The organism is Novosphingobium chloroacetimidivorans, assembly GCF_014204535.1.
GTDB lineage: Bacteria > Pseudomonadota > Alphaproteobacteria > Sphingomonadales > Sphingomonadaceae > Novosphingobium > Novosphingobium chloroacetimidivorans.
The window spans coordinates 1-21,987 of the sequence record NZ_JACHLR010000015.1 but is presented as its reverse complement, the minus strand read 5'-3'; the positions used below and the strand labels follow the sequence as shown (position 1 = coordinate 21,987).

The 21,987-nt window shown below is 65.9% G+C and carries 19 protein-coding genes and 1 other RNA gene; 14 read left to right on the top strand and 6 right to left on the bottom strand.

Annotation, left to right across the window (positions count from 1 at the left end; translation table 11 throughout):
- The first annotated feature begins 166 nt into the window (after positions 1–166).
- Complete coding sequence (locus HNO88_RS15790; RefSeq protein ID WP_184247654.1) at positions 167–2,800, top strand: TonB-dependent receptor; 2,634 nt, start codon at positions 167–169, stop codon at positions 2,798–2,800.
- A 152-nt stretch (positions 2,801–2,952) separates the two neighbouring features.
- On the opposite strand, the gene mtgA is transcribed toward HNO88_RS15790, so the two are convergent.
- On the bottom strand, positions 2,953–3,621 hold the full coding sequence (mtgA, locus tag HNO88_RS15785) for a monofunctional biosynthetic peptidoglycan transglycosylase (protein ID WP_184247651.1): 669 nt from the start codon (positions 3,619–3,621) through the stop codon (positions 2,953–2,955).
- Positions 3,622–3,989: 368 nt separating this feature from the next.
- Between mtgA and HNO88_RS15780 the strand changes: the two genes are divergently transcribed.
- From HNO88_RS15780 to HNO88_RS15765, 4 genes are read left to right on the top strand one after another with little or no spacing between them, the layout of a single operon-like run.
- Entirely contained in the window at positions 3,990–4,724 is a 735-nt protein-coding gene (locus HNO88_RS15780; RefSeq protein WP_184247648.1) for an SRPBCC family protein, read from the top strand.
- Positions 4,721–5,590 (top strand): FAD binding domain-containing protein, encoded by an 870-nt coding sequence (locus HNO88_RS22870; RefSeq protein ID WP_184247645.1) that lies wholly within the window; start codon positions 4,721–4,723, stop codon positions 5,588–5,590. Before HNO88_RS15780 ends, HNO88_RS22870 begins: the two co-directional genes overlap by 4 nt.
- Positions 5,587–6,063 carry a (2Fe-2S)-binding protein gene (locus tag HNO88_RS15770; protein ID WP_184247642.1) on the top strand — a complete coding sequence of 159 codons (477 nt, stop codon included), beginning with the start codon at positions 5,587–5,589 and terminating at the stop codon, positions 6,061–6,063. The genes HNO88_RS22870 and HNO88_RS15770 overlap by 4 nt, the downstream gene beginning before the upstream one ends.
- Positions 6,060–8,831 (top strand): xanthine dehydrogenase family protein molybdopterin-binding subunit, encoded by a 2,772-nt coding sequence (locus HNO88_RS15765; protein ID WP_184247639.1) that lies wholly within the window; start codon positions 6,060–6,062, stop codon positions 8,829–8,831. The genes HNO88_RS15770 and HNO88_RS15765 overlap by 4 nt, the downstream gene beginning before the upstream one ends.
- Before the next feature lie 82 nt (positions 8,832–8,913).
- Here the strand turns inward: HNO88_RS15765 and HNO88_RS15760 are convergent, their stop codons facing one another.
- The 3 genes from HNO88_RS15760 to HNO88_RS15750 form a co-directional block, all read right to left on the bottom strand.
- The gene (locus tag HNO88_RS15760) at positions 8,914–9,357 is read right to left on the bottom strand and encodes a hypothetical protein (protein ID WP_184247907.1); all 444 of its coding nucleotides are present in this window, start codon (positions 9,355–9,357) and stop codon (positions 8,914–8,916) included.
- 564 nt (positions 9,358–9,921) lie between these two features.
- Entirely contained in the window at positions 9,922–10,827 is a 906-nt protein-coding gene (gene rpoH, locus HNO88_RS15755; RefSeq protein ID WP_184247636.1) for an RNA polymerase sigma factor RpoH, read from the bottom strand.
- 94 nt (positions 10,828–10,921) lie between these two features.
- On the bottom strand, positions 10,922–11,860 hold the full coding sequence (locus tag HNO88_RS15750; RefSeq protein WP_184247633.1) for an RluA family pseudouridine synthase: 939 nt from the start codon (positions 11,858–11,860) through the stop codon (positions 10,922–10,924).
- Between the two features lie 218 nt (positions 11,861–12,078).
- On the opposite strand from HNO88_RS15750, the gene HNO88_RS15745 reads away from it, so the two are divergent.
- The 4 genes from HNO88_RS15745 to rnpB all read left to right on the top strand — a co-directional run bounded on the left by HNO88_RS15745 (position 12,079) and on the right by rnpB (position 14,363).
- Entirely contained in the window at positions 12,079–12,474 is a 396-nt protein-coding gene (locus tag HNO88_RS15745; protein ID WP_184247629.1) for a M67 family metallopeptidase, read from the top strand.
- A gap of 61 nt (positions 12,475–12,535) precedes the next feature.
- Positions 12,536–13,180: a histidine phosphotransferase family protein gene (locus HNO88_RS15740; RefSeq protein WP_184247625.1), complete on the top strand. Its 645-nt coding sequence runs from the start codon at positions 12,536–12,538 to the stop codon at positions 13,178–13,180.
- 39 nt (positions 13,181–13,219) lie between these two features.
- Positions 13,220–13,924: an N-acetylmuramoyl-L-alanine amidase gene (locus HNO88_RS15735; RefSeq protein ID WP_184247621.1), complete on the top strand. Its 705-nt coding sequence runs from the start codon at positions 13,220–13,222 to the stop codon at positions 13,922–13,924.
- 9 nt (positions 13,925–13,933) lie between these two features.
- Positions 13,934–14,363, top strand: an RNA gene (gene rnpB, locus HNO88_RS15730) — RNase P RNA component class A.
- A gap of 178 nt (positions 14,364–14,541) precedes the next feature.
- Here the strand turns inward: rnpB and HNO88_RS15725 are convergent.
- Together HNO88_RS15725 and HNO88_RS15720 are read right to left on the bottom strand one after the other, a co-directional pair.
- Positions 14,542–15,705, bottom strand: a complete 1,164-nt coding sequence (locus HNO88_RS15725; RefSeq protein ID WP_184247618.1) for a GGDEF domain-containing protein — start codon at positions 15,703–15,705, stop codon at positions 14,542–14,544.
- Positions 15,706–15,808: 103 nt separating this feature from the next.
- Positions 15,809–16,621, bottom strand: a complete 813-nt coding sequence (locus HNO88_RS15720; protein ID WP_184247615.1) for a metallophosphoesterase family protein — start codon at positions 16,619–16,621, stop codon at positions 15,809–15,811.
- Between the two features lie 201 nt (positions 16,622–16,822).
- On the opposite strand from HNO88_RS15720, the gene HNO88_RS15715 reads away from it, so the two are divergent.
- The 5 genes from HNO88_RS15715 to HNO88_RS15695 all read left to right on the top strand — a co-directional run bounded on the left by HNO88_RS15715 (position 16,823) and on the right by HNO88_RS15695 (position 21,895).
- Complete coding sequence (locus tag HNO88_RS15715) at positions 16,823–17,242, top strand: VOC family protein (protein ID WP_184247612.1); 420 nt, start codon at positions 16,823–16,825, stop codon at positions 17,240–17,242.
- Between the two features lie 226 nt (positions 17,243–17,468).
- The gene (locus HNO88_RS15710) at positions 17,469–18,860 is read left to right on the top strand and encodes a glycosyl transferase family protein (protein ID WP_184247609.1); all 1,392 of its coding nucleotides are present in this window, start codon (positions 17,469–17,471) and stop codon (positions 18,858–18,860) included.
- Positions 18,857–20,044, top strand: a complete 1,188-nt coding sequence (locus HNO88_RS15705; RefSeq protein ID WP_184247607.1) for a hypothetical protein — start codon at positions 18,857–18,859, stop codon at positions 20,042–20,044. The genes HNO88_RS15710 and HNO88_RS15705 overlap by 4 nt, the downstream gene beginning before the upstream one ends.
- Positions 20,045–20,231: 187 nt before the next feature.
- Positions 20,232–21,146 carry a sulfite exporter TauE/SafE family protein gene (locus HNO88_RS15700; RefSeq protein WP_184247605.1) on the top strand — a complete coding sequence of 305 codons (915 nt, stop codon included), beginning with the start codon at positions 20,232–20,234 and terminating at the stop codon, positions 21,144–21,146.
- Positions 21,143–21,895: a TIGR02186 family protein gene (locus tag HNO88_RS15695; RefSeq protein WP_184247603.1), complete on the top strand. Its 753-nt coding sequence runs from the start codon at positions 21,143–21,145 to the stop codon at positions 21,893–21,895. Before HNO88_RS15700 ends, HNO88_RS15695 begins: the two co-directional genes overlap by 4 nt.
- Positions 21,896–21,987: the final 92 nt, after the last annotated feature.

The following is a 21,987-nucleotide window of genomic DNA, read 5'->3' as shown; positions in this document are numbered from 1 at the left end:
GGTTGGTGCTAACTCTCCAGCGGTAAAAATGCGCCACTGTGTGCAGTTTTGGGTGCAACGTGTCAGGATAGTGTCATAGATCGCTGCTCTTAGCAGCTGCAGCAATGCCGCGGCGACGCCATCAGCACCGCCAACTAAGCGAAATATCCTTCACAGGGGTCCACGAATGAAACTGCACACTGTTCTCGCGCAGGCGACGAGCACGCTGGCGATCGGTATCGCCGCTGCGGCCGTCCCGGCTTACGCACAGTCGACCGGCTCGGCCGACTTCGATGACGCGATCGTCGTCACCGGCAGCCGTCTTGGCGACGTGGCCGGTATCCGCATTCCCGATTCGCCCAAGGCAAAGGTCGAGATCGGGCGCGAGATCATCGATGCGCAGCGGGCAGGCCAGTCGATCAACGAAATCATCAACCTGGTTCCCGGCGTCAGCTTCACGAACAACGATCCGTGGGGCTCGAGCGGCGGTTCGTTCACCATCCGCGGCTTCGACTCGAGCCGAATTTCCCAGACTTTCGACGGTATCCCGCTGAACGATTCCGGCAACTATGCGATCTACAGCAACCAGCAGGTCGATGCCGAACTGGTCGAGACGGTCAACGTGAACCTCGGTTCCACGGACGTCGACAGCCCGACGGCCGCAGCCGTGGGCGGCACCGTCAACATCAACACCATCACCCCGTCGGACGAATTCGGCGCGCTCACCAGCCTGAGCTACGGCGACATCGCCGCCAAGGGTTCGGGTGGCGAGGACCGTTCGTTCCAGCGCTTCTTCGGCATGGTTCAGACAGGTGCGTTCACCTCGATCGGCACGAAGGCCTGGTTCGCGGGCTCGTACGCCCGGAATGGCGCCACGTTCGCCGACTATGGTCAGGTCGAGAAGAAGCAGTTCAACGGCAAGGTCTACCAGCCGATCGGCGTCGATGGCGATTTCATCCAGATCGCCGGACACTATAACGAGAACCGCAACAATTTCGGCGGATCGCCGCTGCGACCCAACGCGTTCGGCGGTGACAAGCGCGGCCGGTTCTACAACATCCCGGGTGGCATCCCCTGCACGGTGAGCCTGAGCGGCACGCCCAACACGTGCGGCACTTCTTTCGAGCGTCGCTACAATCCCTCGAACACCGGCAACGTGCGTCTGGCTTCGCTCTTTCATCTGACCGATAAGCTGACGCTCTCGGTCGATGGCGCCTATCAGTACGTGAAGGCCAACGGTGGTGGCACCACGTCCGCGAACGAGGGCTTCTTCCTGAGCGGCGGTCGCGGGTTCACCGGTAACTATGGCGGTGCGTTCTACTTCGGTCGCGACCTCAACAACGACGGCAATCTCGGCGTAGATACCAACCGCAACGGCATCATCGACGGCAGCACCGAGTCGGACCGCCTGACTGTGCTCCAGCCGAGCCAGACCAAGACGAACCGCTACGTTGCGATCGCCAACCTCGCATACGAGATCAACGACACGAACCGGGTTCGTCTGTCGTATTCGTTCGACCGTGCGAAGCACCGCCAGACCGGTGAGGCCGGAAGCCTGCTGCTGAATGGCGAGCCGACCGATGTCTTTGCCGTCAACGATCCACTGGTCGATCGCGCCGGCAACATCCTTCAGAAGCGTGATCGCAAGTCCTTCGCGACGCTGCACCAGATCGCGGGCGAGTATCGCGGCGGCTTCATGGACGATCGACTGACGGTGCTGCTCGGCGTTCGTGCGCCGTTCTTCACGCGCGACCTGAACCAGAACTGCTTCACGACGAGCACCGGCGGCGCCTCCGGCGCCTTCGTGAACTGCGTGCCTGACGATCAGGCCGCCGCTTACGCTGCTGCCAATCCTTACTCGTTCAACCCCGTCACGGGTCGCCCGTCGGGTGCGGCGCTTCCGCAATCGCGCAAGCTGAAGTACGACAAGATCCTTCCGAACGTCGGCGCGGTCTTCAAGATCACGCCGCAGGTCAGCATCGCAGCGAGCTATGCGAAGAACCTTTCGGTTCCGAGCACCGACACCCTGTACAATGCCTTCTTCTTCCCGGCGAACGACGAAACCTCGTATCGCACGCCGGAAACGTCGGACAGCTTCGACCTGAGCCTGCGCTATCAGTCGTCGAAGGTACAGGCGGCCGTCACCGGATGGTATTCGGGCTACAACAACCGTCTGGTCACCGCCTATGACATCGACGGCAATGCCACCGACACCAACCTGGGCAAGGTGAAGAAGTACGGCGTCGATGCCAGCGTCTCGGTTCGCCCGATCGAGCCACTGTCGCTCTATGCGTTCGGATCGTGGATCGAATCAGAGATCCAGAACGACACGGTGACCAGCAGCTGCGCGGCTACCAGCGACCTCGCACGCGCCAACCTGTGCTATGTGCAGGGCGGCATCGCGTACCTGCGCACGTCGGGCAAGCGTGAACGGGCCGCACCCAAGTGGCTGTTCGGCGGCCGCGCGCAGCTGGACGTGGGTGACTTCCAGGTCGGCGCACAGGCCAAGTACACCGGATCGCGCTTCCTGAACGACCTGAACGGCGAGATCCAGACGGTCCAGGTTGGGTCCACCCCGACCCTCATCTTCCCGGGTGCGAAGTTCAAGGGCTACACGGTCGTCGACCTCAACCTGCGCTACAAGCTCGAGAAGCTCGGCCTGGCGAAGAGCGAGATCCAGCTCAACGTGACCAACCTGTTCGACGAGTTCTACGCCGGTTCGTTCAGCGGCGGCCTGGACACGCTCGCGAGCAACTCCAGCACGTTCGTCAATTTTGGCTCGCCACGGGCGGTCAGCGCGACCTTCATCATGGGTTTCTGATCGATCGGATCATCTAAGCTTGGGATCGGGGAGGCGAAAGCCTCCCCTTTTTCATTTGCGCGAGATGCGCGGATGGCAGCATACGGCGCAGCCTTTGTACATTCGCAACAGCGCGCAATGCCTGACCGGTTAGACGCGCCGCTCGCTCAAGCTTAATCGTAGACGCAGGCGTCGAGACCGCCCCGCTTCACCACGCCGATGCGGGCCGCGATCGAGTTGCCGTAGCGCCGGGTAAAGCCGCGTGGGTTCTTGACGCTGCGCTTCTTGGGGCTGGGTAGGGCGGCGGCCATGCGCGCCGCCTGCGCCGGGGTGAGATGCGCCGAGGACATGCCGAAGTAGCGCTGCGAGCCGGCTTCGACCCCGTAAGTGCCGATGCCCGTCTCGGCGACGTTGAGGTACATCTCCATGATCCGGCGCTTGTCCCACAGGCTCTCGATCAGGAAGGTGAACCAGACCTCCAGGCCCTTGCGCACGTAGCGCGTCCAGCCTTCGCCCTGCCACAGGAAGACGTTCTTGGCCGTCTGCTGGCTGATCGTCGAGCCGCCGCGGATGCGATCGCCGCGCATGTTGCGTTCCATCGCCTGCTCGATCGCGATCGTGTCGAAGCCGTTGTGGCTGCAGAACTTGCCGTCCTCGGCGGCGATTGCGGCGGCGACCATGTTGCGGTCGATACGGCTGAGCGGCGTCCAGTCCTTGGTGATGCCGTTGGCGTCGACCAGCATCGTTACGGTCACTGGCGGCGGCACGAAGCGGAACAGCACGGTCAGGCCGATGCTGATGGCGACGAACCAGAACACGATCTTGGCGGCGAGACGCAACATGCGCTTGTGAGATCCCCTGCTGGCGCGATGGCTTCACCCTAGAGGGTGCGGCCATCGGGCGGCAAGATCGCATCCACAGGTGACAGGGACAGAAGAATTGGCGCGCTCAAAGGCGCAAAGGCGGCTGTTCTCCACTACCAGTCATGCCCCGCCCTCGTGCAAGAGGTACACTTCAGGCCGCCCGGATGGCCCGCTGTCCCATTCTTCGTGGGTTCGAGGTGTTGCGCTGGTTCAGGGTCCTAACGCACCGACGATCGCGCATCCCTCTTCCGCTGCGGGCTTGCATTAGCGACGCACTCGCGCGATGAAATGAGCCAGTGTGGATCGCTGGGTCGTGCAAGCGTGGCCTGCCGATGGGAGAGTAGCCAATGCGCATGACGGGTGAGCAGCTAATAGCCGCGGACCGACACGAAGTGTGGAAGGCGCTCAACGATCCCGCCGTGCTGGCGCAGTGCATTCCGGGGTGCCAAAGCCTGGAGCGCGATGGCGAGAACCGCTTCGTGGCCGTCGCCGAAGTCAAGATCGGGCCGATCGGCGCGCGCTTCAAAGGCAATGTCGCGCTGTCCGACTTGGACGCACCGAACGGCTACACGATCACGGGTTCGGGCAATGGCGGGATCGCCGGCTCGGCCAAGGGCGGTGCGCGCGTGCGCCTGTCCGACGCGCCGGGCGGCGGTACGCTGGTGTCCTACGATGTCGATGCCGAAGTTGGCGGACGCATGGCGCAGCTCGGCGGCCCGATCATTGACGCGACGGCCAAGAACCTGGCGGGCAAGTTCTTCGCCAAGTTCGGCGAAGTGGTGGCGGGGGGCAGCGAGCCTGCAGCCGCAACGCCGGAGCATGGCGAGGCGGTGGTTCCGGCTGCGGCGCCTCTCGGACCGGTTCCGACCATGGCTCCGTCCGCTCCTGTCGCAGCGGCTTCGTCGGTGGTGAGCCCGGCGCCGCTCTGGCCGTGGGTGGTGGCGCTCGTGCTGGCCGTGCTCACTGGTTTCATGCTGGGGCGGAGCCACTACCACGGCGTCGTCGCGCTCGCCGTTGCGGTGTTGGTGATCCTGGCTGCGGCGGCAGGCTACGAAGCGGGTCGGCGGGGAGGGCGCACGTGAAGCCCGCACCGTTTGACTACGTCGCCCCGCGCACGATCGAGGAGGCCTTGCGCGTGCTCGCCGAGGCTGGCGGCGGCGCCACCGTGATCGCCGGTGGCCAGACGCTGATGCCGCTGCTGAACTTGCGCATGAGCCAGCCCTTCATCCTGGTCGACATCAACGGCATCGAAGGGTTCTCGGGGGTCACCCGCATTGATGGTGGCACACGCATCGGCCCGGCGACAAGGCAGGCCGATGCGCTTCAGGACACGATCCTGGCGCGGCACCTGCCTGCCTTCGTCAAGGCGCTGAGCCATGTGGGCCATCACCAGACGCGCAACCGTGGCACCGTCGGGGGTTCGATCGCGCTGGGTGAACCTGCGGCGGAGATGCCGGCGACCGCGGTGGCATTGGGCGCCACGATCGAGATCGCCTCCGTGCGGGGCACTCGGCGTGTTCCAGCGCGCGAGTTCTATGTCGGTCCCTACATGACCGTGCTGGAGCCCGACGAACTGGTCACCGGCATCGTCTATCCCGACTGGCCGGAGAGTCACCACGTGCTGTTCCGCGAGGTGGCGCAACGTCCGGGCGACTTCGCGCTTGTCGGCATGGTGGGCGCTGCGGTGGTGGAGAGCGGCACGGTTGGCCGCGCCGGTCTCGCGTGGTTCGGAATGGGCCCGACGCCGGTGGCGATGGTTCAGCTCGAAGCGGCGCTGGTCGGCAAGAGTCTCGACGATCTCGACCCCGATGCGCTCGCCGCCACTGCCATCGCCGACACCGCGCCCTTCGACGACCATCACGCCAGCGCCGAATACCGCCGCACCGTCGGCCGGCGCACTTTCGCCAGGACCTTGCGCGAGGCCCTCAGCTTGCGAGAACCCGCATGAGCGACCACTCGATCTCGATGACCATCAACGGCCGCCGCCAGACCGGCACGGTCGAAGCGCGCACCTCGCTGGGCGATTTCCTGCGCATGGATGCGGGCTACACCGGCGTGCACCTGGGCTGCGAGCATGGCGTGTGCGGAGCCTGCACCGTCGTGGTCGACGGGCGCGCCGTGCGCTCGTGCCTGGTGTTGGCCGTGCAGGCGGACGGTTCGGAGGTGACGACGGTGGAGGGCCTGGCCGATCCCGAGGGCACTCTGCACCCTGTCCAGCAGGCGATGCGCGATTCGCACGGGCTGCAATGCGGCTTCTGCACGCCGGGCGTGGTGATGACCTTCGCCGCGCTCACCGCCGAGGACTGCAAGCCGACCGAGGACGAGCTGATCGCCGCGATGTCGGGGCACATCTGCCGCTGCACCGGCTACCAGGGCATCCGCAAGGCGGCGAAGATCCTGGTCGAAGGAGGCGCGGCATGAGCGAGGCGGATCCCCAGGCCCACGGGATTGGGGCGGCGCGCTGGATCGGCAAGCGCGTGCCCCGCAAGGAGGATGCGCGGCTACTGACCGGTCGTGGCCAGTACACTGACGACGTGACTTTGCCCGGCACGCTGCACGTCGCCTTCGCGCGCAGCCAGATTGCGCGCGGCAACATCGTGTCGATCGACACCAGTGCCGCGCTCGACATACCCGGCGTCCACGCGATGATGCTGGCCAAGGATATCGCCAGGCAGCCGCTCACGATGATGAGCTTCTTCTTCACGCCATCGGAGGTGCCAATTACCCCCCTGGCGGACGGCTACGTGCAGTACGTGGGCGACCCGCTGGCACTGGTCATCGCCGAGACCCGCGCAATCGCCGAGGATGCGGCGGCGCTGATCGCCGTGGAGTACGAGGAGCTGGAGCCGGTCGTCACCATCGCCCAGGCCATGACAGGCGAGCCGATCCACCCCGACACCGACAGCAACGTCTCGGTCGAGATGGGCGACGACGAAGTACCCGAGCAGCTTGCGGCCACGCTGGAGGGCGCCGCGCACCTAATCACGCAGACGGTGATCCACCAGCGCATCTCGCAGGCGCCGATGGAGAACCGCGCGGTGCTCGCCACGCGCGAGGGGCCGGAAGAGCTGACGCTCTACATCACGTGCCAGAGCCCGCACAACATCGCGCGCTGGTTCAGCACCGCGCTCGGCCTGCCCGAGGGCGCGATCCGGGTGATCGCGAAGGACGTGGGCGGCTCGTTCGGCCTCAAGAATACGCCGTGGAAGGAGGAGTGCGCGGTGGTCTGCGCGGCCATGCTGTTCCCGCGTCCGCTGAAGTGGACCGAGGACCGCTACGAGGCGCTGACCGCCTCGCCGCAGGCACGCGAGCAGGAGATCAAGCTGGACGTCGCCTTCGACGACGAGGGACGGCTGCTGGGCGCGCACAGCATCTATGATTGCAACAATGGCGCCTATCCGCAGGGCGCCGACGCCAACATCGCCGTGCACATGTTCATGTGGCCGGCGTACAAGATGCCGGCCTACAGCTTCCTCTCGCGCGGCTGGTACACCAACACCAACGGGCTTGCTGCCTATCGCGGGCCGTGGGCGATGGAGTCGCTGGTGCGCGAGACGCTGCTCGACAAGGCGGCGCGCAAGATCGGCATCGATCCGATCGAGCTGCGGCGGCGCAACCTTGTCTATCTGAGCGATCAGCCGTCGACATCAAGCATGGGCATCCCGGTGGATGACATCACGCCGGGCGAGTGCCTCGACAAGCTGATCCAGCACTTCGACGTGCCCGCCTTTCGCCGAGAGCAGGCGGAGGCACGTCAGCAAGGCCGGTACCTGGGGCTTGGCATCGCTGCTTATATCGAACCGACCGGATCGGCCGGATCGATGGCGCCGATGACGGGCGAACTCGCGCAAGTACGGATCGAGCCGACCGGCAAAGTCACCGCGACGATGTCGACGCACTCGCAAGGGCACGGCACGGCGACGACGATGGCGCAGTGCATCGCCGACCGCCTTGGCGTGCGCTACGAGGACGTTACCGTCTACGAGGGCGACAACACCCGTGGCGGCTTCGGCCCGGGTGCGGCGGGCAGCCGCCAAGGCGTGATCGGCGGCGGCGCGGCGATCCGCGCGTCCGAGATGCTGGCGGACAAGGTCAAGACGCTTGCCGCGCACCTCTACAATGCGTCGGTGGAAAGCGTGTCGATCGAGGAAGGCATGGTGCATGTCGCCGGCGCGCCCGAAATGTCGCGGCCGATCGGGGAGCTGGCGAACATCGCCTACGGCGAGCCCCACCGCCTGCCGCCCGAGTTCGAAGCCGGCCTGGAGGTGCAGTTCCGCTACCAGCCGCCGCCGATGACGATGACCAGCGCCGCGCATGCCTGCGTGGTCGAAGTCGATGCCGAGACCGGTTTCGTAAAGATCCTGCGCTGGATCGCCTCGGAAGACTGCGGGACCGTGATCAACCCCGCGGTGGTCGAGGGCCAGGTTGCCGGCGGGCTCGCACAGGCGATCGGCATGGTCCTGCTGGAGGACATGCCGTACGACGCGCGGGGCAACCCGACTGCCGCCACGTTCAAGGACTACCTGCTGCCCGCGATCACCGACGTGCCGGTGTTCGAGTACGTCCACGCCAATACGCCGTCGAAGACGATCGGCGGCATGCGCGGCGTGGGTGAGGGCGGCGCGATCATCGGCCCGCCTACGCTGGTCAACGCCATTGCCGATGCGCTCAGCCCGTTCGGAGAGATCGAGGAACTGGTGCTGCCGCTGACACCGGCGCGCATTCTCGACGTCATCGAGCAGCGCGATGTCTCAGGCACCCGCGCGCACCGACATGGCACCGCTGTCGAGGTTGCCCAGATGGCCGATGTACCGGCCCCCGATCCAACCAGCGGACAGGTTCCGCCGGTCGACGCTGTCGTGCTGCCGGGCGGGGTGCATCCAGCTCAGGACGCGACGATCGCGGGTGACTGGAACATGGTGCTCAAGACGCCGATGGGTCCGCAGGCGATGAAGGCGCACTTCGACGTGGAGGGCGGAGCGCTATCGGGTTACCTCGAAGCGCCTGAGGGGCGGCAGGACTTCTCCGGCGGCACCTGGAGCGACGGCAACGCCAAGTTCAATCTGGCCGTCGAAAAGCCGATGAAGATCACGCTGAAGTACGACCTGCAACTTGCGGGTGATGCGATCACCGGCAAGTGCAAGATGGGTATGTTCGGGACGGCAAAGGTCAGCGGCGAGCGCAGCTGACCTTCCGCGCATAAGCAAAGAGCGGGCGGCGCCGCGCGCTGCCCGCTCCTGCTCCCGACCTCACTCAGTCGGCGTCAGCGGCTCACTTGCCGCCGGGGTTCCGGCACGAGTCACGCAGCGTGCGCGTGCAAGTGGGGTAGGACTTGTTCATCGACGCGCTGGGCGAGGTCGCATCGGCGGAGGCGGTGCCGCTCATGTCGGACGAGGGGGTCGCCGCGGTGCCGCTGGTGGCGCTGTCGGTCGACATGCCGGCATCCGCGGCGCTGGTCGAGGGTGCGGCGCTATCCATGCTGGAGCTCATGGCGCTGCCCGCGGTCGAGCTGGACGCGCTGTTGTCCATGGCGCCGCTCGGTTGTGCACTGGTATCGCTGGCCATCGGATTGGCGGTGTCGCCCATTCCGGATTGCGCATTCGTCGTTGTCGACGAATTGGGCTGGTTTGCGGCTGGATCGTTGACGTTAGACTGTGCGCTCACGGCTCCCGGAACCATGATGGCCGCGGCGGCGAGAAGAAGCATCTTACGCATTAGTATCTCTCCATTGTTCGTGTGCTTGGCTGTTGTAGGAGCGACGCTTCAGCGATGGTCTTTGTTCCTGTCATGCGACCGAGCGATGCTTGTGAGCGATGGATGCATTTCGCAGTGGGAGTGCGTTAACGATTGCCTTGGTTACTCTAGTACATGGCGCGTTGCGCGGATTAGGCGCAGTTGTAGGCCCGCCTCTGATCGGCGCGAGCATGACAGTCGATGAGATTAGGGTGGCCGTCCAAAATGCCCCGACCCCGGCGGCGCAAATGCCATCAGCACGTCGCCTGCGGTGAACTCGCCTTCGGGACAGCGCGCATCGCTGAGGTGCCGTGACAGGTGCTGCAGACGCTGACTCAAGCGCTCCTGCAGCATGGGCATACGCGCGCCAAGCCCGGCTGCGGTGCGGGGAGCCTCCGACGGCGGTCATGTGCTTGTGATGCCGGTGCTCCGCTGGGATCACGGCAGCGTGCCGCGACCGGCGGTGAGGGCAAGCACAACGAAAGAGGGCCGCCCTTGCGGACGACCCTCTTAGCGCATCATGGTCTGAGTCTCAGATCGCCGGCATCATCCCAGAGCAGGCAGCAGGCGCTTGTCGGTAGCGATGCGGTTCATTGCCTTCTGCAGCTTCTCGAAGGCGCGCACCTCGATCTGGCGCACGCGCTCGCGGCTGACGTGATAGACTTGGCTCAGCTCCTCGAGCGTCTTCGGGTCGTCGGTCAGACGACGCTCGGTCAGGATGTCGCGCTCACGCTCGTTGAGCGAGTCCATGGCCTCGACCAGCAGGTCATGACGCACGGTCTTCTCCTCGGCCTCGGCCACGATCTCGTCCTGCAGCGGATTGTCGTCCTGCAGGATGTCCATCCACTGGCCTTCGCCTTCCTCGCGCAGCGAGACGTTGAGCGAAGCGTCGCCACCCATCATCATGCGGCGGTTCATGTTGACCACTTCGGTCTCGGACACGCCGAGCTTGGTCGCGATGGCCGCCACGTGCTCGGGATGCAGGTCCGAATCCTCGTAGGCATCCAGGTTCTTCTTCATGCGGCGCAGGTTGAAGAACAGCTTCTTCTGCGCGGCAGTGGTGCCCATCTTGACGAGGCTCCACGAGCGCAGGATGTACTCCTGGATCGAGGCCTTGATCCACCACATCGCGTAGGTCGCAAGGCGGAAGCCGCGCTCCGGCTCGAACTTCTTGACGCCTTGCATCAGGCCGATGTTGCCTTCGGAGATCAGCTCGGACACCGGCAGGCCGTAGCCGCGATAGCCCATGGCGATCTTGGCTACGAGGCGAAGATGGCTGGTCACCAGTTGCGCCGCCGCCTCGCGATCCTCATGTTCACGGTAGCGCTGCGCGAGCATGTATTCCTGCTCTGGCGCCAGCACCGGGAACTTCTTGATCTCGGAGAGATAGCGGTTGAGGCTCTGCTCGCCCCCGAGTGAGGGAACGGCTGGCAGATTGCGTTCCTTAGTCACGTGATCCGTCCTTTCTGTGTCGGCCCACGGTCGAAGACCCATGCCGGCGTCTTAACTTGGGGCCACCTGTGCAGTATAGCACACATATCCGATTTCAGTCTTGCAATCCCCCGATCAGAGTTACCATATCTTCCGGTAACTGGCTGACGAGGTGGACCGTTTCTCCTTTAACGGGATGGACGAAGCCGAGTTCCGCAGCATGAAGCGCTTGGCGGTGGAATTCGAGCCGTTGGAGAAGCGGCCGCAGCTGGGCTGGTGTGCGTCCATAAGTCGGATCTCCCAATAGCGGATGACCGATTGACGCCATGTGAACGCGCACCTGATGCGTGCGTCCGGTTTCCAGGCGACACTCTACCAAGGCGGCAAATTTCAGTGGTTTTACAACCTTGTAGTGAGTGACGGCATGCTTGCCGCGACCGTCCTCGACCAGCGCCATCTTCTTGCGGTTGGTGCTCGATCGGGCGATCGCTCCTTCGATACGGCCAGCCGGCTGGCGAGGGTGACCCGACACGACAGCCCGGTAAGCGCGTACGATGGAATGGTCGGCGAACTGCCGCGCGAGTCCCTCATGGGCAACGTCGGTCTTGGCGGCGATGAGCAGGCCCGAGGTGTCCTTGTCGATACGATGGACGATGCCGGGCCGCGCTACGCCGCCGATTCCAGAGAGTTGCCCGCGGCAATGATGCAGCAAGGCGTTGACCAGTGTCCCGTCGAGGTTGCCGGCAGCCGGGTGGACGACGAGCCCGGCGGGCTTGTCGATGACGATGAGGTGCTCGTCCTCGTAGGCGATGACCAGTGGGATGTCCTGGGCCTCGGCCTCGGCCGGCGCGGCCGCGGGGACGTCGATGGCGAAGGGTGTACCCGGCGCGACTTTCAGTGATGCCTGGGTGACGACGACACCGGCGAGCGTCACGCGGCCTTCTGCGAGCAGCGCCTTCACCCTCTCGCGTGAGAGATCGGTAGCTTCGGCGAGCGCCTTGTCGAGACGGGCCTGTTCTGGCCCTGTAATTCCGGTGAGAGGAGCGTTCGTCATCAGCCTCTCGTACCCGAAGGGAATTCACACGGAGGGGTGGAGATGCAGAGTAGCGGCCGGGCGGCCGAAGCCTGTTGGCCGGTGCCCCGGCGTCTCTGCGCGAATACCGTCCTGCCACTTCTCCGCGTCTCCGCGCCTCCGCGTGAACCGGAAAATCGCGCGACACAGCGCGTGAATTCGATGTGCAGCGACCCCCCTGGCATGCTTAGTACGTGGGCATGGCACTGGAAGTGACAAGTGGCGCGATGGCCACACTGCTGGAGGAAGCGGCGCGTGCGGCTCCGCAGGAGTGCTGCGGCGTGCTGCTGGGAAAGGGCGAGCGGATCGACGAGGCGCTGCCTGCCGCCAACGTCTCGACCGAACCGCTGGTCCGCTTCGAGATCGATCCGGTGACGCTGTTTGCCGCGCACAAGGCCGAACGAGCCGGCGGGGCGCAAGTGCTGGGCTACTACCACTCGCACCCCAGCGGCCACCCGGTGCCCTCGGCCACCGACTGCGAACATTCCACCGGCGATTTGCGCGTCTGGGCCATAGTCGGAGGTGGCAAGGTTGCATTCTGGCGCGATAGCGGGAATGGATTTACGCCACTTTCCTGTCAGGTTGTCGAAGGCTAGAGCGCCGGCGGCCTCTCGGCGCCGAGACGAACAACGGCCAAAGAAACGGATAATCGATCCCATGACCACCAGTGCGCTCGACCTTGCCAGCCTGCTTTGCTCGCGCCTGTGCCATGACATGCTGAGCCCCGTGGGTGCGCTGAGCAATGGGCTCGAACTGCTCGCGGACGAAAAGGACCCCGAGATGCGCCAGCGCTGCTTCGAGCTGCTGGAGCAAAGCGCGCGGATCTCGGCCGACAAGCTCAAGTTCTTCCGCCTCGCGTTCGGCGCGGCGGGCGGGTTCGGAGAACTGGTGCCGGTGAACGAGGCGCGCGTGCTCGTCGACGCGCTGGTCGCCAACAACCCGCGCATCACCGTCGAATGGGCGTTCGGCAGCGACGCCCTGCCCAAGCCTGCGATCAAGACGCTGCTGAACTTCGCGCTGATCGGCATGGAGGCGCTGCCGCGCGGCGGAGTGCTCTCCCTCGCGGCGGAGCAGCGGGAGGGCGCCAGCGAGATCGTGGTGCGTGCCGAAGGTCCGCGCATCGCGTTCGACCGGGACATCGGTCGTGCTCTCGAAGCGCAGCTGCCCGCATCCGACTTGTCCAGCCGCACCGCGCCATCGGCAATGCTGGCCGCGCTGGCCGGGACGGTGGGCGGGCAATTGCAGTACATGCTGGGCGACGACGCGCTGGTGCTGGGCGCGATGCTGCCGGACGCGGCCTGACGGGTTCGGCGGCGAGCGAGGGGAGGCTGGGGCGCACCAATGAACCGCTGGCTGGTCAACAAGGTCATCGCCTCGCCCAACTTCAACGATCGGCTGCTGCCGATCAGCATGGTGGTGCTGCATTACACCGGCATGCGCACCTCGGGTGAAGCCCTGGCGCGGCTGTGCGATCCATCCTCGCAAGTCTCGGCCCACTACATGATCGAGGAGGATGGCACCGTCATCAACCTCGTGCCCGAGGACAAGCGTGCCTGGCATGCGGGCAAGTCATACTGGCGCGGGGTGACCGACATCAATTCGGCCAGCATCGGCATCGAGCTGGTCAATCCGGGGCACGAGTTCGGTTATCGCCCGTTCCCCGAGCCGCAGATGGATGCGCTGCTGCCGCTGCTCGCCGACATGATGGACCGCCACGACATCCCGCGCGCCAACGTGGTCGGTCACTCCGACGTGGCGCCAGCGCGCAAGGTCGATCCGGGCGAGTACTTCGACTGGGCACGGCTGGGGGAACTGGGCCTCGCGCTCGAGATCCCGAAGGCCAAGATGAACCTGTTCTACGACAACCCCGGTGCGTTCTACCTGGCGCTGGAGCGGTTCGGCTACGACATCATCGACGGCCGCGCCGCCGTCGCCGCGTTCCAGCGCCGCTTTCGGCCCGAGTACATCGATGGCGAGATCGACGGGGAGATCGGCGGCATCCTGCTCGAGCTCCTGTTGGAACGCGACACCGGTCGTGCTAGGTGAGCCCCCGCGCCGGGGAGCCGGGCAGCCGCGTCACCCCGTTTGAGGTGCCGAGGAAAGTCCGGGCTCCACGAAACAAGGGTGGCGGGTAACGCCCGCCGGGCGAGTGGTTCTTCGGAACTGCGAAGCTTAGGGAAAGTGCCACAGAGAGCAGACCGCCAAGGCTTTTCAAAGCCAAGGTAAGGGTGAAAGGGTGCGGCAAGAGCGCACCGCGCTTCCGGTAACGGCAAGCGGCATGGCAAACCCCACCCGGAGCAAGACCGAATAGGGGCTGCGCGCCGAGGCTTCTGGCCAAAGGCGGGTCTGTTTCGGACCCGACAGCCCGGGTTGGTCGCTGGAGCGGTGCAGCGATGCGCCGCGTAAGAGGAATGGCTGCCCATGCGGGCTGGGTCCACGGATACCGACCGCAAGACAGAACCCGGCTTACAGGCTCCCCGGCGTATTCCGTGCGACGATGAAGGGATGGGCGCAAGTTACGCCGCGGTCGACTTGTCCCGCGACCTACCAGTCGTCCCCCCCTGCAGGCGGTAACCCCGCTTGTTCCTCGTTGGCTCGCGCCCGTTCACAAGCAGCAGGCCCCCGCCTGCGCAGGGAGCAATGGATGGCGACAAGTGCCCGAGTCAGGCAGCCGCGGAGATGGGGGAAGGTGCGAATTCGATGCGGTTGCGACCCCGCGCCTTGGCCAGGTATAGAGCCTGGTCGGCTGCGGAGAGCAGCGAGCCGAGATCGAGGCCGTCGCAGCCGAGTTCGGCCACGCCGATGCTCACGGTGGCGCTGACAGGCTCGTCATGCCCATCGTGCACCACGACGGCCGCGAATCGCCTCGCGACCGCTTCGCCGACGAGACTCGCCTGCTGGCGATCATGGCCCGGCAGCACGGCTGCGAACTCCTCGCCGCCGATTCGTGCAATCAGAGCGTCGGCACCGGCCACGGATCGCACGACATCGGCGAAGTGGCTGAGGACCTGGTCGCCGGTGGCATGGCCATGCCGGTCGTTGATCGCTTTAAAGTGATCGAGATCGAAGGCGAGCACCGCGGCGCCTCGCTGGTCAAACAGCAACGCCTCGCCCTGCTCGAAGAACCAGCGCCGGTTACCGAGCCCGGTCAGGTAGTCGGTGTGCGACGCCTCCAGCAGCTGCGCATGCGCCTCCTCGCGGATCAACGCCAGCAGCGCCATCGGCAGTCCGACCGAGTAGAGCACGCCTTCGTACATCGTCAGCTTGCCCGCAACCGTCACGGCCTGCGCGCCATAGGCGGCCGCCAGCACGGGCAGGGCAAAGCATCGGGCAAGATAGAACAGCGCGTGGATGCCTGCCACCGCGATGACGACGCGATGCGCGCGCATGGTGCCCATGGACCGGTTGCGACGCATTTCCCAGGCCGTTGCGGCGCTGACGACGGCGATCGGCAGCGCGCTCAGGTAGTTCCAGACTTGCGCTTGCCAAACCGCGCCACCGATGGCCCAGGTACAGGCGGACAGGACCAGGAGGCCGATGCTGGCCGGTCGGTGATGCCTTCCGTCGAGGGCCGCCACTCCGTCCAGCACCAGCAGATAGCCGCCGAGCATCGTCACGTTGCTGAGTGCGGCGCCCCAGGCCCCTGGGAGCGCGGCCCTGGCGGTGGCGATCGCGCAGCCCAGCGCCAGGGCACAGTAGCCCCCGGCGAGCACGCCCATCTCTCGCGAGCGCTTCGGCCGGGCCGGGCACTCCCACAGCGTCATCGCGGCGCTTAGCAGGAGGGTGCCGACAGCAAGGCAGTAAAGTGTCAGAAGATCGACGTGCATCACCCACACCAAGAATTCCTGACATGGGCCTAAGGGATAGTCGACAAGATAAGCTTAACGGAGAGTAAGACCGTTTATCTCACCGGGTGCCGTCGAAATGCGTTCAGGCTGCCTGCGCAAACGAGGCGATCTTGCCGCTTTCCTGCTCGCAGGCCTGGATCAGCCAGCGTTCGGTGCCCTCGAGGCCGATCGCGGTCAGCTTGCCGCTCATGAACGCGCCGGTGTCGATGCCGATGCGGTTGTGCATCAGTTCGGGCTGCTCGGTCACCGTGTGCCCGTGCACGATCATGCCGCCGAAATCGCCGTCGTGGCTGAGGAACGGCTCGCGGATCCAGCGGCAATCCTGTCCGGTCTGGCGTTCGAGCGGCATGTCGGGGCGCACGCCGGCATGGACGAAGATGTAATCGCCGAACCGCACCATCTTCTCGAACCCGGCGATGAAATCGCGATCTTCCTGCGGGACGGCGTCCGCCATGATCCGCTGCAGTTCCTCGCCATCCGCTTCGGCCAGCACGCGCGGTGGCACGCCATAGGACAGCAGGGTCACACGTCCGCCGAACCGCATGAAGCTGCGCAGGATGCCTTGCTTGCTGAAGCTGTCGAGGAACATTTCCTCATGGTTGCCCATGATGAGCTTGATCGCCCGCTCCTTGGCCCAGGCACGGGCACGGGCGACGACGCCGGCGCTGTCCGGGCCGCGATCGATCAAGTCGCCAAGCAGGACGACGCTGGTGCGCGCCGGCTTGCGGCTGGCATCGTCGGCCTCGATCGAGCGGATCATCTCCTCGAACAAGTCGAGCCGGCCGTGAATGTCGCCTACCGCGTAGACCCGGGTTCCAGGCGCCGTCGCGGCGGGCGCGGTGAGCCGAGGTGGCTGCGCGGATCGGCCTGTGAGCTTGCGAAGTAAGCTTTTCATCGTGTTGCGCTGCACCATATCCGCTCGCGCCTTAGTGGGCAAGACGTGGCCTGATCCTGAACAAGTGCCCGAAAAGCAACAGTGTTCCCAAAGGTTGCAAGAGCGCCTCGCCTTGCGAAACCGCGCTTGTTCGGGCACTTGCCCCGCTTGACACGCGTGGGCGCCACACGCTCGCGCCAGAACCGATGATCGAGGCTGCGCATGACCCAATTCCTCCACACCATGATCCGCGTGAGCGATCCCGATGCGACCATCCGCTTTTTCGAGCTGATCGGACTGCAGGAGGTGCGCCGCGTCTCCAACGAAGCAGGGCGCTTCACCCTCATCTTCCTGGCGGCACCGGGCCAGGAGGGCGTCGCTGAGGTCGAGCTGACGCACAATTGGGATCCCGAGGAGTACACCGGCGGCCGCAACTTCGGCCATCTGGCCTATCGCGTCGACGACATCTACGAGACGTGCCAGCGCCTCCAGGATGCCGGCGTCACCATCAACCGCCCCCCGCGGGACGGGCACATGGCCTTCGTGCGCTCGCCCGATGGCATCTCGGTAGAGCTGCTGCAGGACGGCCGCCTGCCGGCGCGGGAGCCTTGGGCGAGCATGCCCAACGTCGGAAGCTGGTGAGCGAGGGGCAGGCCGGTAAGCGACCCTTCATCCAAAGTGGAGCGTGTGCGTTTACCGGCTGAGGCGATAGGCTTGGCTGGGTAGCGGGGTAACGTTCCCGTGCCGCGAGCGTCGGACCGCAAGACAAGCCGCGGGCGTTACGTAAGCGCGCCTGAAACGTGGTTACAGAATTGTAAATAGCACGACTCACTCAGTATTCGTACGATGCGCTTCGGGGGTTCAGACCATGCCTGAAGACGTGTTGCGGACGATGCTGTCGATTGTGCAGCTGCTGGAGCAGGAGCTGCTGTATTTCGCAGCGTTCTGGTTCGTGCTCGGTGCCCTCGACGAATTCGCCGTCGATTGCGTCTGGTTGTTCTTGCGCTTGTTTCGCAAGCAGGCGGAAAAGCCCTGCGCTGCACGGCCTGACCCGCGCGCGATCGCGGTCTTCATCGCGGCCTGGAAGGAGTCGCAGGTGATCGGCCATACCATCGGCCATGCGCTGCGTGTCTGGCCGCAGCGCGACTTGCGGCTCTATGTCGGCTGCTACGGCAACGATCCGGCGACCGTCGCCGCGGCCATGGCGGGCGCCGGGGATGATCCGCGCCTGCGCATCGTGATCCACGACCGGCCCGGCCCGACCACCAAGGCCGACTGCCTGAACCGCGTCTACCGCGCGATGTGCGCCGACGAAGCGCGTGAGCGTCGCCGCTTTGCCGGCGTCGTCATGCACGATGCGGAGGACATGGTGCACCCCGATGCCATCGCGGTGATCGCTGCGGGCCTTGCCGATGCCGACTTCGTGCAACTGCCGGTTCTGCCCGAGCCGCAGCCAAGCTCGCCCTGGATCGCGGGGCACTACTCGGACGAGTTCGCCGAGGCGCACGGCAAGACGCTGGTGGTGCGCGACGCCCTGGGCGCGCCGATTCCGGCGGCAGGTGTAGGCTGCGGCTTCGGTCGCCAGCGACTGGGCTCGCTCGCTACCGCGCGCGAAGCGGAGGGTGGCAACGGCCCGTTCGCATCCGAGTGCCTGACCGAGGATTACGAACTCGGCCTCCTGTTCTCGCACGGCGGCGGTCGCTCGCGCTTCCTTCGGGAACGCGATGCGGACGGCAGGCTTGTCGCAACCCGCGCGTATTTTCCGGCCACGCTGGAGACGGCGGTGCGCCAGAAGACGCGTTGGATTCATGGCATCGCCTTGCAGGGCTGGGATCGCCTGGGCTGGTCGCGGCGTCCGGTCGATGTGTGGATGCGGTTGCGCGACCGCCGCGGACCGTTGATGGCGGTGGTCCTCGCGGCGGCCTATGCGTGGCTTTGCCTCACCGGCGTGCTGTTCGTCGCCAAGCTGGCAGGCCTAGTGGTGCCGGCTCGCACATCCCCCGGGCTCCAGATCATGCTCTGGGTGTGTCTCGCTAGCATGCTCTGGCGCATCGCCATGCGCCTGGCCTTCACCGCGCGCGAATACGGCCTGGCCGAGGGCCTGCGTTCGATCCCGCGAATGTTCGTCGCCAACATCATCGCAATCATGGCCGGCCGGCGCGCGCTCGTGTCCTACATGCGCACGCTGCGAGGTGCGGCGGTGGTCTGGGACAAGACCGAGCACAGCCACCATCCCGCAACGCTGCAGGCCGCGGCATGAACGCGTCCGCTCGTCGTCTGCGCGGACAGCCCTTGGTGGTGCTCGGTGCGCTGCTGCTCGGCTGGACCGGCGCCAGGATCACCAGCTTCTCGGAAGGTGGGCTCAACCTGCCCGAGGCAGTGCTGACCGTCGGCACCGCCACGGCCGCGGCCGCCGATGTCCGGCTCGAGCCCCGCGGCGCGGGCTACTACGTGGGACCGCTGTCATACCCGAGCCAGGCCTATCCGCTGCAAGTCTACGCCGCCCCGCCCACGATGTTCGCACCCCGCGTCCAGTACGTGCCTGTCTATTATGGGGCCGGACCGATGCAGGACGCATCAGCTGTGCGTCCATCATCAGCCACTCTGGCGGCCAGCGATGGCTCCGGCTTCTACCCCGGCTTCCCGCAGGATCGGCCGATCGCGGCATTCCGTCGCGAGGAGCAGTTCGGCACCTTCGCCACCTCGCCGCTCCCGGCAGCGCCCGCTCGCCTGGGCGAGCCGGGAACGCTGCTGGGCGGGCGCATGGATCGGCTGACGAGGGAGCGCAGCCGCTGGTCAGGCGACTTTTGGGCCCTGCTGCGCAAGGACAACGGCTTTGCCCCGGCCGCCGGCACGCTGCCGGCGACGTATGGGGCGAGCCAGACCGGCGCTGTTTTTCGCTATCGCCTGAGTCGCCAGGACGCGCACCGACCGACGGTCTACGCTCGCACCACGACATCGCTCGGTGCCATCCAAGAGACATCGGCGGCGCTGGGTTTCTCCGGGCGGCCCTTGCCCGCCATCCCGATCGTCGCCGCCATCGAAGGCCGGGTGACCGATACCAACGGGTCGCGCCGGGTGCAGCCAGCCGTGCTCGCAGTGACAGAGGTGCCGCCACTGGCGCTTCCTGGCGCCTTGCGGGCCGAAGTCTATGGTCAGGCAGGCTACGTCGGCGGACGCTACGCTACCCCCTTCGCGGACGGTCAGGTGCGGGTCGACCGCTCGCTGCTGACAGTCGGCCGCATCGAGGCGAGGGTCGGCGGTGGTGCCTGGGGCGGTATCCAGAAAGGTGCCTCGCGCCTCGACGCCGGACCGGGCGCCACGGTGACGATGCCGCTGACGTCCAAGATGTTCGGCCGGGTCGCCCTCGACTACCGCTTTCGCGTGGCCGGCAACGCGGAGCCCGACTCCGGGCCGGCTCTGACCGTGGCGACCGGCTTCTAGGCTGACCTCGCTCGGCCATGTCGAGCGCGACCTGGCGACCTCGGGTGCGGGCGAGGGCAGGGGATCCGAGCGATAGCCTTGGACCAGGCAGCCGCGGGCCAAGCCGTGCCGCGAAGCGTATAAAGCCACGCCGGATGCTGCGACGCGCCTTTCCTCGGCCACATGGGTAGGCTAGCGACGCTGGGTCGTGGACGTTTACCTGCCTATCGCCAACCTGTCGGTCAACGGGCTCATCATCGTGGGCCTCGGGCTGCTGACCGGCTTGCTTTCGGGCATGTTCGGCGTCGGCGGCGGGTTCCTGACCACGCCCTTGATGATATTCTACGGCATACCGCCCACCGTCGCGGCCGCGTCCGCCGCCAGCCAGGTGACCGGCGCGAGCGTCTCGGGTGCCTTCGCGCATTCGCGGCGGGGCGGGGTGGACTACCAGATGGGCGGCGTGCTGGTGGCGGGCGGCATCATCGGCACCGGCATCGGCGCATTGCTGTTCAACCTGCTGGAGCGGCTCGGCCAGATCGATACGGTCATCAACATCCTCTACGTCGTGTTGCTCGGCTCGATCGGCGGGCTGATGGCGCGCGAGAGCATCCAGACCCTGCGGGCCGAGCGCACCGGCATTCCCTTGCCCGCGCGCAAGCGGCGTCACCATCCGCTCGTCGCCAACCTGCCGATGCGCTGGCGATTTTATCGCTCGGGCCTCTACATCTCGCCGCTGGCGCCGCTGCTGCTGGGCGTGGCGACCGGTATTCTGACGATGCTGATGGGCATCGGCGGTGGCTTCGTGCTGGTGCCCGCGATGCTTTACATCCTGGGCATGAGCGCCAACGTCGTCGTCGGCACCTCGCTGTTCCAGATCCTGTTCGTGACGATGGCGACCACGATGATGCACGCGCTGACCACCAAGGCGGTCGACATCGTGCTCGCCACCTTGCTGCTGATCGGTTCGGTCACCGGCGCGCAGATCGGTGCGCAGTTCGCGCAGAAGGCCAGTCCCGTGAAGCTGCGCCTGCTGCTCGCGGTCATCGTCCTCATGGTGGCGCTGCGGATGGCGCTGGGTCTTGGTTATCGGCCGGACGAGATCTACACGGTGGCCCCGCTTTGAGGCCGCTCCTCGCCTTGCTGCTTCTGCTGGTCCTGGGGGGCGCGCGTGACCCGATCCTGGTGCCCGAAGTCTCGCAGCACGAAGTCCTGCTGCGCCAGGGCTTCACGGGGACCGAACTGCTGCTGTTCGGCGCCGTGCTCAACCCCGAGGGCACGCGCGCGGCGCAGGACTACGATATCATCGTCGTGCTCAAGGGGCCGACCCAGTCGATCGTCGTGCGCGAAAAGCAGAAGGTCGCCGGGATCTGGATTAACGTCGACAGTGCCGAACTGCGCTCCGCTCCGTCCTATTACGCGATAGCGTCCACCCGGCCGATCGACCAGATCGTGGACGACAAGACGGCCGCGATCTACGAGCTCGGCCTCAAGTGGCTGCAGCTTTCGCCGATCGGCTCGATCGATCCGGACGAGCAGGCCCGTTTCGCGTCCGGGCTCGTCGCTCTGAACTCGGGCAACGGTCTCTACCGGCAGGAAGAAGGCGCGGTGAAGGTCAGCGAGCAAGTGCTCTACCAGGCGCGCATCGGCCTTCCGTCGCGCGTGCCCATCGGTACATATACCGCCGAAACGTTCGCGGTCAGCAAGGGGCGCGTGGTCGCGTCGGCGAGCAGCACGGTCGAAGTGCGCAAGATCGGCGTGGAGCGCGCGATCGCGGCGTTCTCGGACCAGTATGGACTGCTTTACGGACTGATGGCGGTCGTGGTCTCGATCGGGATGGGCTGGCTCGCCGGGCGCGTGTTCGCGCTGGTCTAGGTCACATACCCATAAACAGGATTCCCAAAGGGGCGGCGATCTGATTCATTCTCCGAGAAGGGGATTGATATGGCGCGGTTTGATTTGACGGA

Coding starts and splice junctions, on each gene's coding strand:
- HNO88_RS15750 (WP_184247633.1), bottom strand. CDS start 11,860: ATGACGAACGCTCCTCTCACCGGAATTACAGGGCCAGAACAGGCCCGT.
- HNO88_RS15740 (WP_184247625.1), top strand. CDS start 12,536: ATGACCACCAGTGCGCTCGACCTTGCCAGCCTGCTTTGCTCGCGCCTG.
- HNO88_RS15790 (WP_184247654.1), top strand. CDS start 167: ATGAAACTGCACACTGTTCTCGCGCAGGCGACGAGCACGCTGGCGATC.
- HNO88_RS15710 (WP_184247609.1), top strand. CDS start 17,469: ATGCCTGAAGACGTGTTGCGGACGATGCTGTCGATTGTGCAGCTGCTG.
- HNO88_RS15780 (WP_184247648.1), top strand. CDS start 3,990: ATGCGCATGACGGGTGAGCAGCTAATAGCCGCGGACCGACACGAAGTG.
- HNO88_RS15770 (WP_184247642.1), top strand. CDS start 5,587: ATGAGCGACCACTCGATCTCGATGACCATCAACGGCCGCCGCCAGACC.
- HNO88_RS15745 (WP_184247629.1), top strand. CDS start 12,079: ATGGCACTGGAAGTGACAAGTGGCGCGATGGCCACACTGCTGGAGGAA.
- HNO88_RS15760 (WP_184247907.1), bottom strand. CDS start 9,357: ATGCGTAAGATGCTTCTTCTCGCCGCCGCGGCCATCATGGTTCCGGGA.
- HNO88_RS15720 (WP_184247615.1), bottom strand. CDS start 16,621: ATGAAAAGCTTACTTCGCAAGCTCACAGGCCGATCCGCGCAGCCACCT.
- HNO88_RS15725 (WP_184247618.1), bottom strand. CDS start 15,705: ATGCACGTCGATCTTCTGACACTTTACTGCCTTGCTGTCGGCACCCTC.
- HNO88_RS15735 (WP_184247621.1), top strand. CDS start 13,220: ATGAACCGCTGGCTGGTCAACAAGGTCATCGCCTCGCCCAACTTCAAC.
- HNO88_RS15715 (WP_184247612.1), top strand. CDS start 16,823: ATGACCCAATTCCTCCACACCATGATCCGCGTGAGCGATCCCGATGCG.
- HNO88_RS15765 (WP_184247639.1), top strand. CDS start 6,060: ATGAGCGAGGCGGATCCCCAGGCCCACGGGATTGGGGCGGCGCGCTGG.
- HNO88_RS15705 (WP_184247607.1), top strand. CDS start 18,857: ATGAACGCGTCCGCTCGTCGTCTGCGCGGACAGCCCTTGGTGGTGCTC.
- mtgA (WP_184247651.1), bottom strand. CDS start 3,621: ATGTTGCGTCTCGCCGCCAAGATCGTGTTCTGGTTCGTCGCCATCAGC.